Genomic DNA, 14,711 nt, shown 5'->3' on the forward strand with positions numbered 1-14,711 from the left:
AATGAATAAGGAATATCAGACATATTTAGTTGTTGATTATGGATATCAGATCAATCCAGATTTACCTGTTGTAGGTTATACTACAGAAATCACAAATGCTATTTGTTCATCACATTCACATCCGAGGGCACAACTTATTTATGCTACAAGCGGCGTCATGAATGTCGTTGTGAAAAATCAAATTTGGGTTGTTAATCCATTACAAGGATTATGGATTCCTGAAGGACTTGAACACCAGGTTTCTTTTCAGGAGAATGTAAACTTATATAGTGTTTTCATTGATCCTTCATATACGCACAATCTCCCAACAAGTAGTTTTTCTTTTGATATCTCTGCTTTTTTAAAACAACTGGTTTTTAAAATTGTTTCTTTTGAAGATGATAAAGACATTACTCTTTCACAAAGAAAAATCATGGATGTGTTTTTAGACGAATTGACATTAATTGAATCTAGTTCGACATTTTTACCGACCAGTAATCATATGCAATTAAAAAATGTTATTGATCTTTTGATAAATGATATATCCAGCAATTACACTATAGATTATTATGCTGATTTATCCTGCATGAGCAGCAGAACATTATCAAGATTATTCATTAAAGAATTGGGAATGAATTTTAGTGATTGGCGAATTAGATTAAAATTATTGGAAGCCATAAAAAGATTGGGAGAAAAACAATCCATAAAAGAAATAGCTTTTGATTTGGGATATGAAACTACAAGTGCCTTTATTTTTATGTTCAAAAAAAACTTAGGCAAAACTCCTTCAAATTATATTCTGGAAAATAAGATTAATGGGTTAACTTAATTCAAAAAGAAAGTTTAAAAAAACATTTAAAACAAAAAAATCCCGATTGCTCGGGATTTTATATTTAAAAATTTTTCAATTTTATTTCAATTTTTTCTTGATAGCAACTTCATGGTATGCTTCAATAACATCTCTTTCTTCGATGTCGTTGTAACCTTTAATCTGAATACCACAATCGTAACCTTTAGAAACTTCTCTAACATCATCTTTGAAACGTTTCAAGGCAACAAGTTCTCCTGTATGTACCACTACTCCATCTCTAATAACTCTAATTTTAGAAGTTCTCATGATTTTACCATCCATAACCATACATCCTGCAATAGAACCTACTTTAGAAATTTTGAAAATCTCACGGATTTCAGCAGTTCCTAAAATTTCTTCTTTCATCTCAGGAGCTAACATTCCTTCCATCGCATCTTTCAAGTCATCGATAGCAGCGTAGATAATAGAGTAGTAACGGATATCGATTTCTTCTTTATCTGCAAGTTGTCTAGCATTTCCAGCAGGACGAACGTTAAATCCGATAATGATCGCATCAGAAGCAGAAGCCAACATAACGTCAGTTTCAGTAATTGCTCCAACACCTTTATGGATAATATTAATTTGAACTTCTTCCGTAGAAAGTTTAGAGAACGAATCTGATAATGCTTCAACAGATCCATCAACGTCTCCTTTAAGGATCACGTTCAATTCTTTAAACTGACCAAGAGCAATACGACGACCAATTTCATCAAGTGTAATATGACGTTGTGTACGTACAGATTGTTCACGCATTAATTGAGAACGTTTAGATGCAATTTGTTTTGCTTCTTTTTCATCTTCAAATACATTGAACTTATCACCTGCGGTTGCTGCACCATCTAAACCTAAAACTGATACCGGAGTCGAAGGACCTGCTTCTTTAACAATATGTCCACGTTCGTCATGCATCGCTTTAATTTTACCATGATGCTTACCAGCTAACATATAATCTCCAACTCTTAAAGTTCCGTGTTGAACTAAAATTGTTGATACATATCCTTTTCCTTTATCTAAGAAAGCTTCTACTACAGTTCCCTGAGCTGCTTTATTTGGATTCGATTTTAAATCTAAGATTTCAGCTTCTAATAAAACTTTTTCTAATAATTCTTTTACTCCTGTTCCAACTTTTGCAGAAATATCATGTGACTGAATTTTTCCACCCCAATCTTCAACAAGTAAATTCATACCAGCCAAACGTTCTTTGATTTTCTCAACATTCGCGTTTGGTTTATCAATTTTATTGATTGCAAATATAATTGGTACTCCCGCAGCTTGTGCGTGAGAAATTGCTTCTTTTGTTTGTGGCATGATATCATCATCCGCAGCTACTACAATAATAGCGATATCGGTAACCTGAGCTCCACGTGCACGCATCGCGGTAAACGCCTCGTGACCTGGTGTATCTAAGAATGCGATTTTTTGACCGTTATCTAAAGTTACTCCGTATGCCCCAATGTGTTGTGTAATACCTCCGGACTCACCAGCGATAACATTTTCTTTACGGATATAATCCAGTAAAGATGTTTTACCGTGATCGACGTGACCCATTACAGTAACAATTGGCGCTCTAACTACTAAATCTTCTTCTTTATCTTCGATTACTTCAATAGCATCTTCGATATCAACTGTAATAAACTCAACTTCGTAACCAAATTCATCGGCAACAATAGTTAATGTTTCAGCATCTAAACGCTGATTCATGGTTACCATGATACCAAGAGACATACAAGTTCCTATTACTTTAGTAATTGGCACATCCATCATGATCGCAATTTCGCCTACAGTAACAAACTCCGTAACTTTAATAGTTTTACTTCCTTCGTCAATAGCTCTTTGCTCTTCATCAGATTTCTGACGGTGCGTATCTCTTTTATCTCTTCTGTATTTAGCAGCTTTTGATTTTCCGCCTTTACCCTGAAGTTTTTCAAGAGTCTCTCTAATTTGGTTTTTTACTTCCTCTTCAGTAGGCTCAACTTTAGCAACAATAGCAGGACGGTTTCCTTTTACAAAACCAGGTCTTGCACTTCTGTTTGCATTAAAACCTCCTCCACCAGTATTTGGTGTAATTTTATTAGGGTTTGGAGTTCCCGGCGCATTTCCTGTAGCAGGTTTTGGCGCTCCCGGTGCACCCGGTTTTGGAGCAATTCTTTTACGCTTATTTTTGTTAGCGTTATTATTATTTGCTCCCGGAGCTCCAGGTTTATTAGGCGTTATTTTTGGATCTTCTTTCTTTTTCTTAGGCTTGTTGAATTGAGATAAATCAATTGTTTGCCCTGTAAGAGTAGTTCCTGATAATTTTTGATATTGTGTTGTAATAGTTTCCTCAGCAGTTGCAGGATCAGTTGAAACAACTGGTTCCGACGCTACTTTTGGAGTTTCTACTTTTACTTCTTTTGCTTCTTTTTTCTCGGTAATAACAGGTTTTTCTACCTTTTTCTCTTCAGAAACTACAGGAGCTACTGGCTCAGGCTGTACAATTTCTTTTTGAACAGGTTTTTCTGGTTGAGACGGAGCAACAACTACTTTAGGTTCTTCGGCTTTAGCCGGTTCCTCAGAAGGAGGTGAAACAACTGCAGGTTTCTTCGGGTTCAAATCAATTTTACCTACTTGAACAGGTCCTGTTACAACAGCTCTCGCTTTTATAATCTCCTGTTGTTTTTGGCGTTCCTCGTCTTGTCTGCGTTTGTCTTCAATTTCTTTCTCACGTTCAACACGTAATGCCTCTTTCTCTTTTCTTTTTTCTTCTCCTACCTCTTTAGAAGCTTCTTTATTCCCCTTATCGCCCGCAAATTGGCTTTGTAGGATATTAAATTCGCTATCAGAAATTTTCGCATTTGGATTTGCATCAATAGCAATTCCCTTATCTTTTAGATAATCAACAGCTCTTTCTAACGAAATATTTAATTCCCTTAAAACCTTGTTTATTCTTATTACTCTCTCTTCAGACATATAACCTTTTTATTATTACCTTTTTCGTTGTGTTGTTAGAGCAGATAACTAGCTATCAAACTCTTCTTTTAGTATTTTCATAACATCAAGAATTGTTTCCTCTTCTAAATCTGTTCTTCTTACTAAATCTTCTACTTCTTGTTTTAAGATACTTCTAGCTGTATCTAAACCAATTTTTGCAAACTCCTCAATAACCCAGCCTTCGATTTCATCTGAAAACTCTGTTAATTCAACGTCATCATCTTCTCCGCTTGCAACATCTCCTTCTCTGATAACATCCAGCTCGTAACCTGTTAACTGACCTGCTAATTTAATATTGTGACCGCCTCTACCAATTGCTTTAGAAACTTCTTCTAATTTCAAGAAAACTTCGGCTCTTTTGTTTTCCTCATCAATTTTGATTGAAGAAACTTTTGCAGGGCTTAATGCTCTTGTAATAAACAATTGAATATTGCTTGTGTAATTGATTACATCAATATTTTCGTTTCCTAACTCACGAACAATTCCGTGAATACGAGAACCTTTCATACCAACGCAAGCTCCAACAGGATCAATTCTGTCATCATAAGAATCTACCGCTACTTTTGCTTTTTCACCAGGAATACGCACTACATTTTTAACTGTAATTAATCCGTCGAATACTTCAGGAATTTCTTGTTCAAATAATTTTTCCAAAAACTTCTCAGAAGTTCTGGACATAATAATTTGAGGTTTGTTTCCTTTTAATTCAACGCTTTCAATGATTCCACGAACGTTATCTCCTTTACGGAAAAAGTCAGATGGAATTTGTTTTTCTTTTGGCAAAACAATTTCGTTTCCTTCATCATCAACCAAAATAACTACTCTTGGACGCACGTGGTGCACTTCGGCAGTATATATATCACCAATAATATCTTTAAATTGCTTGTAAAGATTTGTATTATCGTGTTCGTGAATTTTAGATATTAAGTTTTGACGTAAAGCCAAAATAGCTCTTCTTCCTAGATCAATCAATTTAACCTCTTCAGAAACTTCTTCACCAATTTCAAAATCCGCTTCGATCATTCTTGCTTCAGTCAAAGTAATCTCCTCATTTTCAAAATCAAGATCTTCGTCAGCAACAATTACTCTTCTTCTCCATATCTCCATATCTCCTTTATCAGGATTTATAATAATATCGAAGTTATCATCAGAGCCGTATTTTTTCTTCAATGCATTTCTAAACACGTCCTCTAAAATTGCCATAAGCGTTACACGATCAATAAGTTTATTATCTTTAAACTCTGAGAATGAATCGATTAATGCTAAATTTTCCATGCGAATTCTTTAATTAAAATGTTACTGTAACAATTGCCTCTTTAATTTCTGTATAAGGTATTTGTTGCTCTTTTTGAACTGTTTCTTTTCCTTTTCCTACTTTTTTCGGTTCTCTTGCCTTCCAAGACAAAATTATAAAAACATCGTTAGCTTCCACTAATTCTGCTTCAATTTTTTCAGTATTTGTTGTAACAATCAACGTTCTACCAATATTTTTCTTGTATTGTCTTATCATTTTCAAAGGAGATCCTACTCCAACCGATGCTACTTCAAGCGAAAAATCCTGTTCTTCACGATCCAGATTATTCTCGACTGCACGACTAACATCAATACAATCCTGAAGTGCCACTCCATTATCCCCGTCTAAACCTACACTAATTTTGAAAGAGTCTGAAATAGACAGATCAATCAAAAAGATTGAGGGCTTTTCTAAAAGAGCCTCCGTAATTAATCCGTTTACTTTTTCTTTAAATGTCATAATTTTATAAAAAGAGGGGACACTTAGTCCCCTCATTATTTAGATTTTAATAAATAACGGTGCAAATATAGTGTTTTTTTTATAAATCAAAATAAATAGATGGCGAAGAAAATATTTCTTATCTTTATGGGAGCATTAAAATAACGGATTATTCATATTATTTAACTCTCAAAAATTATGAAACGAATTCTAGTTCCTACCGACTTTTCCGAACATGCCGAAGACGCTTTAAAAGTAGCCGCACAAATCGCTCAAAAAAACAATTCAGAAATCATCATTTTACACATACTCGAACTGCCACATCAAACAAATGATGCTGTTTTGGGAGGAGCAAGTATCCCGGAAACTATGCTGTTCATGAAGAAAGCAAATGAAATGCTGGACGAAGTTTCTTCACGCCCGTATTTAGACGGAATTCCTGTTACCGAAATTGTAAAAATGGACAAACCAATTCATGGAATTTCGCAAGTAAGCCAGGAATACGATGTTGATTTAATTGTTATGGGATCTCACGGTTCTTCAGGAATTCAGGAATTATTAATTGGCTCTAACACTGAAAAAGTTGTTCGTAATTCTGAAATTCCGGTTTTAGTTATCAAAAAAGATATTTCAAATTTTAACGCTGCAAATATTGTTTTTGCATCTGATTTTACTGCAGAAACCAAAAAACCATTCAAAAAACTATTAGACGTTACTAAATTCTTCGATTCAAAAATTCATTTGGTAACAATTTGTACTCCAAACAGCTTTAAACCAACTCATGCGATAGAAAAAGCAATGAATGAATTTATAGCCGAATTTAATCTTAGCAATTATTCAACACATATCTACAACGACACTAATATTGAAAAAGGAATTATCAATTTTTCAAATAGTATAAATGCAGATATTATTGGAATGTGCACGCACGGAAGAACTGGTTTTGCGCATTTTTTTAACGGAAGTATCAGCGAAGGCTTAGTCAATCACGCCGTAAAACCAGTTATTACCTTTAAAATTTAAAAACCAGAACTTTATGATAAAAGAAATACTTTTCACCTAAGTTTATTCCATAAAAAAGCCTCTCGGATTGAGAGGCTTTTATGTTGGTCTACAAGGACTCGAACCTTGAAAGACTGCACCAAAAACAGTTGTGTTACCATTACACCATAGACCAGCAATGCTGTTAAGCGAGTGCAAATTTAAAGCTTTTTTTAGTTTGCGCAAGCTTTAAGGCAAATTAAACCAATAAATTTATTCTTACGACAAGGAAGAAAACATATCTTATTTAATTTCAAGACATAAAGCATCTCTCACTATATCTTATTCCTAAGAGGCTTCGAATATCTTATTTTAAAAAATTATTCCATAAAAAAAGCCTCTCGATTGAGAGGCTTTTATGTTGGTCTACAAGGACTCGAACCTTGAAAGACTGCACCAAAAACAGTTGTGTTACCATTACACCATAGACCAATACAGCGGTTAAGCGAGTGCAAATTTAAAGCTTTTTTTAGTTTGCACAAACTTTTTGCTAAAAAAAAATCATTTTTTGTTATTTTTTTTCCTTCCTAATGCACCACATTAACGCAAGTATTTCACAAACAATACGTTACTTTTATCAAATTGTTTTGTAGAATTTTATGTTAATGGTCTTTTCTTTACGTAAAAAAACATTTTCTTTGTAGGATAGAAAACATTCAAAATTATAACACCTAAATATGGCACAATTCAATTTCAATAAATGGAATACTATTATTGGTTGGTTTGCATTTGCAATCGCTTTAATTACTTATACATTAACCGTAGAACCTACAATGAGTTTTTGGGATTGTGGCGAATATATTGCCACTGCAGCTAAACTTGAAGTTGGTCACCCGCCCGGAGCCCCTTTATTTCAAATGATGGGTGCTTTTTTCGCCATGTTTGCCATAGATAAAGAACATGTGGCAGTAATGGTAAATATGATGTCTGTTTTTTCAAGTGCTTTTACTATTTTATTTATGTTTTGGTCTTCGTCTATGATTTTGAAAAAAATTGTAGCTCGTTTTGCTGAAATCGATCAAAATAATTCAATTGTTATTCTTGGAAGTTCTTTTGTTGGAGCTCTTGCTTATACGTTCTCTGATAGTTTTTGGTTTAATGCCGTTGAAGCCGAAGTTTATGCAATGGCATCCTTATTAATTGCTTTGCTTTTCTGGCTTGGATTACGTTGGGAACAAGATATGGACCAACCAAAAGGAAACAAATGGCTGTTGATTATTTCTCTTGTTGTAGGACTTTCATTTGGAGTTCACTTCATGGCATTACTGACTATTCCTGCAATTGGATTTCTTTATTATTTTAAACACTACGAAAAAGTTACTATAAAAAACTTTATTATTGCTAATGCTGTTGTAATTGCAATTTTGCTGTTTATCTTCAAATTATTATTACCATTAACAATGGCTTTCTTTGGTAAAACCGAAGTTTTCATGGTAAACAATCTTGGATTACCTTTTAATTCAGGAACTATATTTGTTGCATTATTGCTTATTGCTTTCTTTTATTTTGGATTAAAATACACCAAACAAAAAGGATTCATTTTCTACAATACCATTATTCTTTGTGTTTTATTTATCCTAATCGGTTTCTCAACCTGGATGATGCTGCCTGTTCGTGCTAACGCAAATACAGTAATTAACGAAAACAAACCATCTGATGCGACTGAAGTTTTAGCCTATTATAATCGTGAACAATATGGTGTAAATCCATTGTTTTACGGACCTCAATACACAGAAGTTTATGCTGGTCTTGATGCAAAAAATCCTTATTTAGACAAAAAACCTAACTACGAAAGAGATTATAAAACCGGTAAATATATCATTACCAACAATTATAAAAACGCCGAACAAAATTCTGATGATAATCAGAAAACAATTCTGCCAAGAATGTGGAGTACGGAAACTGGTCATATCCAAAACTATATAAGCTTTACAAATCCTCCAAAATTCAAAATAAACCCTGATTATCCTTACGAAGATGATTTGGCAAAATACGGAATCGATGCCAGCCAGTTAAGCGAAGAAGAATACAATAAAGCTACTGCCCAATTACGTAATGAAGTTGAAAAAACAGTTTCTGAATTCAGAAAAGCGTTTGCTCAAAGACAAATCGACAACGAAGGGTATGTTAAATTCTTAAATAGCTACAGAGATTATTTAATCATAGAAAAACCAACAACTGCAGACAATTTCAGTTTTATGTTCGAATATCAATTTGGATATATGTACTGGAGATATTTGATGTGGAATTTTGTTGGACGCCAAAACGATGTACAAGGAAAATATGATAATCTTGACGGAAACTGGATCAGCGGAATTAAAGCGCTTGATTCATTACATCTTGGTTCTCAGGATAATTTACCATCAGATGTTTTAAACAATAAAGGACGAAATGTATATTTCTTCCTGCCGTTTATTTTAGGTCTTATCGGACTTATGTATCACGCAAATAAAGATCTTAAAAGTTTTTATGTGCTTTTGGCATTGTTCTTATTTACCGGAATTGCATTGAAAATTTACTTAAATGAAAGACCTTTTGAACCTCGCGAAAGAGATTATGCACTGGTAGGATCTTTTTATGTATTTGCAATCTGGATTGGTTTTGGAGTTTATTCATTATACGAAAGTATCCAGAAATACATTGCTCCTAAAATTGCCGGACCAATTATTATTGCCGCAAGTTTATTGGCAGCACCCGTTTTAATGGCGTCTCAAAACTGGGATGATCACGACAGATCAAACAGATATACTGCTGTTGCAATGGCAAAAGCATACTTAAATTCGTGTGATAAAAATGCTATTTTATTCACCATTGGAGATAATGACACGTTTCCATTATGGTATGCGCAGGAAATTGAACATTTCAGGACTGATGTTAAAATCGTAAATACGAGCCTTTTCATGACGGATTGGTATATTGATCAGATGAAAGCCAAATCATACGAATCTGATGCATTGCCAATATCATTTGTACACGATGAATATGTAGGTGATAAACTGGATTATGTTGCTTTTATCCAGAAAATAGAAACCCGTTGGAATATTAACGACTTTATTAGTTTTATTAAAAATCCAAAATCAACTGTAGGTTTACAAAACGGACAAACAATTCATTTTTATCCAACAAATAAAATTAGGGTTAACGTTGATAAAAACATGATTATCAAAAACAAAGTTGTCGATGCAAAATACAACGATTCTATTGTACCATATATCGACATTGATATCAAAGGAAGTGCATTGTACAAAAATCGTTTAATGATGCTTGATATCTTAGCTAACAACAATTGGAAAAGACCAATTTACTTCAGTGGCGGAGCTTTTGATGATGAAGACTATTTATGGCTTAAAAACTACCTGCAATTAGACGGAATGGTTTATAAATTAGTTCCGGTTAGAAATGTTCCTTCAAAAGATGGCGGACCAATGGATATGGGACAAATTGATGCTGATAAAATGTACGATATTGTAATGAAATGGGATTGGGGTAATAGTGACAGCGAAAAAATCTATCATGATCCTGAAACGAGAAGAAACAGTATTACATACCGCACCAATTTATCGCGTTTAATGAACCAACTGATCGAAGAAGGTAAAATTGACAAAGCTAAAAATGTTATCAACTTAGCGATGACAAAAATGCCGTTAGACAAATTTGGATATTATTCATTGGTAGAACCTTTTGCCGGAGGATATTATAAAGTTGGAGAAACTGCAAAAGCACATGATCTGTTAAATAAATTAGTTCAGAAGTATAAAGAAAACCTGAATTATTACGGAACATTAACTCCGGGAGACCAAACTGATTTAGCTATGGATATTATTACAGATATTGAGCGCTACAGAAGTTTGCTGCATGTTATGAAAGAAAATAAAGACCTTGCTTTCTATGAAAAACATAAAACAGTATTTAATACCTATGTAAATGTTTTTGAACGTTTTGGCAGAGAAAAAGAATAATATACGAAAAATATACTGATTAAAAAAATGCAGCACTGTTTGATAAATAGCGCTGCATTTTTTATTTTTACATAAGTCTAAATCTTTTCAAAATGAGCTTTTATTGGGTAAAAACAAATTCGTTCATAAAAAGGGTATTTTCTAAATATTGTTGGGATATTCCGAACAAGGAAAAGAAAATATACCTAACCTTTGATGATGGCCCAACTCCTGAAATTACAGATTGGGTTTTATCTGAATTAAAGAAATTCGACGCAAAAGCAACCTTTTTCTGCATCGGGAAAAACATCAAAGCTAATTTATCTTTATTCGAAAAATTAATAACCGAAGGACATTCTATTGGTAATCATACCATGAACCACGTAAACGGATGGAAAAGCCATACCAATGATTATATTGAGAATGTGCAACATTGCGCGACTGTTTTAGAAGAAGAAAAAACTTTTAATCGCTTATTATTTCGTCCTCCTTACGGGAAGATAAAAAAGGCACAATCTAAAATCTTAAGAAATCTGGGTTACAAAATAATCATGTGGGATGTTTTAAGCGCAGATTTCGATCAAAGTATTACTCCCGAAAAATGTCTTGAAAACGTTACTAAAAATGTAAAGTCAGGAAGCGTAATTGTATTTCATGACAGTATAAAGGCATCACAGAATTTAAAATTTGCGCTACCTAAAACCTTACATTTTTTAAAAGAAAACGGATACAAATTTGATATTATTAATTAAAATAATAATATCTTAAGAAGAGTTTTATACCGTGAATTGCTCCTGTACAATTCCGATAATTGTATTTGCATCAAGTTCACCGGATTGTCTCCAGATCATTTGCCCTTCTTTGTAAATCATTAAAGTTGGAAGTCCTTTAATACGTAGTGCTTCGGCCAGTTCCTGATTTTTATCCACATCAATTTTAATCACTTTAGCTTTATCGCCTAGTGCAGCCGCAACATCCTTAATTACAGGGTGCATCGATACTGATGATTCGTTCCAATCTGTGTAAAAGTCAATTAGCACAGGAACCTGAGCATTTATAAGTTCTCCAAATTTTGACATAAAACCAAAAATTTAATTCTTTTATTCTATTAAAAAGAGATAATTATATACAAATGTAGCATTTTTAACGAATTAAGCCACATTGTTCCCTTTTTTTAGTTCAATCACTGTTATTTCTGGCATAATACCAACTCGTCCAGGATAGGCGTGAAAACCAAATCCGCGGTTAACATAAACATACCTTCCAAACTCTTCATACAATCCAGCCCATTGTTTATAAATATATTGCGCCAGACTCCATTTAAAATATCCCGGAATTTCAATTCCAAATTGCATTCCGTGTGTATGACCCGCAAGGGTTAAATGAAAGTTTTTAGGATGCTTTTTAATTTCATATTCCCAATGACTTGGATCGTGGCTCATTAAAATTTTAAAATCATCCTGATGGACATTTGCCGAAGCTTTATTTAAATCACCTGCTTTTTTAAAATTCTGTCCCCAGTTCTCTACTCCAATAAGTGCAATTTTATCATCACCTTTTTGAATATAAGTATGCTCGTTAAGCAAAAGGTCAAATCCTATTTGTCCGTAAAGGCTTTTTATTTCCTGAAAGTTTTCATCTTTCTCTTTTTCAGATGGCCAGGTAACATATTCTCCGTAATCATGGTTTCCTAAAACGGAATATTTACCGTATTTATAGCTTTTTATTCTCTTAAAGGTTTCTAACCACGGATGCATTTCTTTAGCATGTGTATTTACAATATCTCCTGTAAATAAAATCATGTCTGCCTCTTGCTCATTAATCAAATCAATGGCATAATTTATTTTTTCAGGATTATCAAAACTTCCGCTGTGAACATCAGAAATCTGGGTTATTTTAAAACCATCAAAAGCATCTGGCAAGTCTGGAAAAAACACCGTTTGTTTGATTACCTTAAAATTATATTTCCCTTCAAAAATTCCATAAATCAAAGACAAAAACGGAACTGCAGCCAATCCTAAAGCTATTTGGCTCACAAACTTCCTTCTGTCCGGCATCATTTCCTTTCTGGAAGCATTGTACATAAAATAATTTAAGATACTTGCCCCTATTCTAAAAATATCTTCTCCAAACATTACAAGTGTCAGAACTATTTTTGGAACATAAACCAATAACATTAAACCCATTGTAAACATGGTTTGTTTAGTTTGTCCAACAGAACGATCAAATTGTGTAAAAGAGTATATGATAAAAATTAAAAGCAGTAAACTTATAATTTGGTAGCTAATCAAAACCCATCTTAATTTTATTAAAGTACGAAAGGCTTGATAAGAATAGAACTCAATAAATAAAAACAGCGCACAAAGAAGTATAAAACGAAAGATCATTAGTTATAGTTTTAAGCAAAGTAACAAAGAATGAAAATTTTATTGCTTTTTATTATCAAAAATTTAACTCTAATAATTGCAAAAAAGCTGATAGATTTCTCTACCAGCTTTTTTCTCTACCAAATTTTTTAAAACCTTTATAATCCACAACATGGTTTATGAACATAAACCTATATTGTTTTATTTTTTAGCTTCTGGTTTAGCTGTTTCCATTTTAGCTTCTGCTTTTTTAGCTTTTTTATCCGCTTTTTTGTCTTTTTTAGGAGCTTTAGCTTCTTTTGCCGGAGTTGTTTGAGCTGGAGTTGTTTGTGCGTTTACCATTGCAGTTGTTCCTAAAACAGCTACTGCTAACATTACTAATTTTTTCATGATTTTGTAGTTTTATAATTGTTATAATTTCATTTATTATACCTCAAAGATAGAATCACTAAATGAAGATTAAATGAAGATTTAATGGTCAGAAAAAAATTAACTTTTAATTGTATTTTGCAGTTTCCGGAAGTAATAATAAAAAGGTAGTTCCTTCATTTATTTGCGAAGTAACTTTGATTTCTATATGATGAAAAGAAGCAATACTATCAGCAATAGCAAGGCCTAAGCCCTGCCCGTCCTGATCAGAACTAATTCTGGCAAACCTGTTGAATATCTTTTCAATTTGGGATGGATTCATGCCTATTCCTGAATCTGTTATCGAAATGAAATAATTATTATTCAAAAACCCGTCTGCAACTATAATCTTTCCTTTTGGCTTATTATATTTTATCGCATTGGTTACCAAATTATAAATCAAAATATGAATGAGCGTTTTATTTCCTGTAAAGGTAAAATCACTTTTCATTTCGTTTAAAAACTGAATCTCTTTATCTTCTATTCTGTCTTGAAGATCTTCTTGCAGGTTAGTAACAATCTCATGGAAATTAATATTTTCATTCGCCTCATATTGATTGTTTTCGATTCTGGAAATCAACAATAAGTTATTGATGATTTTTTTCAGCATATCTAATGTTCGTAACGAACCTGCAATTTTATCAACTGCATTATCATCTAAAGAATCATTTTGCAATAAATTCTCGAACTTATTTTTAAGCAAGGCAATTGGAGTAAGAAGCTCGTGTGAAACATTCGATATAAATTGCTTTTCTTTTTTAAAAAGTTCCCCAATACGATCCATCATTTGGTTCAAAACCAAATCCAGTTCCCTAAAATCTCTGGATCTTGCTTTTATTGGGGTATGATCAAAAGCTTCGGGTTCGTTGACACGCCTTATTTTAGTATCAATAATTTTATAAAAAGGCTTTAATAAATATTCGATATAAAAAGTATCGGCTAAAAAAGTAATTAAAAGTATAATTACAAAAACAATCAAAATAAAAAACCTAATTATAAACGTAAGATCGTTTACTTCGCTAAGACTGCTTCCTATTTCTAATTGATATCCCTGATTTTCATATGTAAAATGATATTGCAGAATTCTGTATTCATTTTCTTCACCCTCAATAATTCGGTAATCATTGCTAAAAGTTGCTTTTTTCTGATTTGGCTTTATTGGAGATCTCGAAAGCACTAGAAATTCACTGTGAAGTGTAGAAAATTGCGAATACGTTTCTGTAGAATCGTCCGGATTTTCAATAAAATCATTAATTTCATTTTGATTTAAATGATCAATAAATTTTTGTTTCTTTTCCAGTAATCCATTATTGATGTGACGATAAACAACATTTTCTACCAAAATTGGCAGCATTAACCATAAAATTAAAATCACCAACAATCGTGTTAGTGCGTTAAAAATAGCAAGCTGATGTTTTATTTTCACA

11 protein-coding genes and 2 tRNA genes are annotated in these 14,711 nt (G+C 33.0%); 4 read left to right on the top strand and 9 right to left on the bottom strand.

From position 1 onward, the window contains the following. Position 1: 1 nt before the first annotated feature. Positions 2–808, top strand: a complete 807-nt coding sequence (locus ACZ0AH_RS20210; protein ID WP_463477562.1) for an AraC family transcriptional regulator — start codon at positions 2–4, stop codon at positions 806–808. 81 nt (positions 809–889) lie between these two features. Here the strand turns inward: ACZ0AH_RS20210 and infB are convergent, their stop codons facing one another. From infB to rimP, 3 genes are read right to left on the bottom strand one after another with little or no spacing between them, the layout of a single operon-like run. Then, positions 890–3,778, bottom strand: coding sequence for a translation initiation factor IF-2 (gene infB, locus ACZ0AH_RS20215; protein ID WP_463477563.1), 2,889 nt, complete (start codon positions 3,776–3,778; stop codon positions 890–892). 48 nt (positions 3,779–3,826) lie between these two features. Further along, positions 3,827–5,074: a transcription termination factor NusA gene (gene nusA / locus ACZ0AH_RS20220; protein WP_041516381.1), complete on the bottom strand. Its 1,248-nt coding sequence runs from the start codon at positions 5,072–5,074 to the stop codon at positions 3,827–3,829. Between the two features lie 13 nt (positions 5,075–5,087). Beyond that, positions 5,088–5,552, bottom strand: coding sequence for a ribosome assembly cofactor RimP (gene rimP, locus ACZ0AH_RS20225; protein WP_463477564.1), 465 nt, complete (start codon positions 5,550–5,552; stop codon positions 5,088–5,090). 177 nt (positions 5,553–5,729) lie between these two features. Between rimP and ACZ0AH_RS20230 the strand changes: the two genes are divergently transcribed. Next, the gene (locus tag ACZ0AH_RS20230) at positions 5,730–6,554 is read left to right on the top strand and encodes a universal stress protein (protein ID WP_463477565.1); all 825 of its coding nucleotides are present in this window, start codon (positions 5,730–5,732) and stop codon (positions 6,552–6,554) included. Between the two features lie 83 nt (positions 6,555–6,637). Here the strand turns inward: ACZ0AH_RS20230 and ACZ0AH_RS20235 are convergent. Both ACZ0AH_RS20235 and ACZ0AH_RS20240 read right to left on the bottom strand, forming a co-directional pair. Beyond that, a tRNA-Gln gene (locus tag ACZ0AH_RS20235) sits at positions 6,638–6,708 on the bottom strand. Between the two features lie 225 nt (positions 6,709–6,933). Then, positions 6,934–7,004: transfer RNA gene (locus ACZ0AH_RS20240), tRNA-Gln, on the bottom strand. A gap of 245 nt (positions 7,005–7,249) precedes the next feature. Between ACZ0AH_RS20240 and ACZ0AH_RS20245 the strand changes: the two genes are divergently transcribed. Both ACZ0AH_RS20245 and ACZ0AH_RS20250 read left to right on the top strand, forming a co-directional pair. Continuing rightward, positions 7,250–10,531: a glycosyltransferase family 117 protein gene (locus ACZ0AH_RS20245; RefSeq protein WP_463477566.1), complete on the top strand. Its 3,282-nt coding sequence runs from the start codon at positions 7,250–7,252 to the stop codon at positions 10,529–10,531. A gap of 92 nt (positions 10,532–10,623) precedes the next feature. Beyond that, positions 10,624–11,262 carry a polysaccharide deacetylase family protein gene (locus ACZ0AH_RS20250; protein WP_463477567.1) on the top strand — a complete coding sequence of 213 codons (639 nt, stop codon included), beginning with the start codon at positions 10,624–10,626 and terminating at the stop codon, positions 11,260–11,262. Positions 11,263–11,286: 24 nt separating this feature from the next. On the opposite strand, the gene ACZ0AH_RS20255 is transcribed toward ACZ0AH_RS20250, so the two are convergent. The 4 genes from ACZ0AH_RS20255 to ACZ0AH_RS20270 form a co-directional block, all read right to left on the bottom strand. After that, the gene (locus ACZ0AH_RS20255; RefSeq protein ID WP_463477568.1) at positions 11,287–11,589 is read right to left on the bottom strand and encodes a thioredoxin family protein; all 303 of its coding nucleotides are present in this window, start codon (positions 11,587–11,589) and stop codon (positions 11,287–11,289) included. 72 nt (positions 11,590–11,661) lie between these two features. After that, positions 11,662–12,897, bottom strand: a complete 1,236-nt coding sequence (locus tag ACZ0AH_RS20260) for a metallophosphoesterase (protein ID WP_463477569.1) — start codon at positions 12,895–12,897, stop codon at positions 11,662–11,664. A gap of 180 nt (positions 12,898–13,077) precedes the next feature. Further along, a complete protein-coding gene (locus tag ACZ0AH_RS20265; protein ID WP_463477570.1) occupies positions 13,078–13,266 on the bottom strand; it encodes a hypothetical protein in 189 nt (62 codons plus the stop codon). A 106-nt stretch (positions 13,267–13,372) separates the two neighbouring features. After that, positions 13,373–14,710 (bottom strand): sensor histidine kinase, encoded by a 1,338-nt coding sequence (locus tag ACZ0AH_RS20270; RefSeq protein WP_463477571.1) that lies wholly within the window; start codon positions 14,708–14,710, stop codon positions 13,373–13,375. Position 14,711 lies beyond the last annotated feature (1 nt).

Source organism: Flavobacterium sp. AC105, from assembly GCF_979258495.1.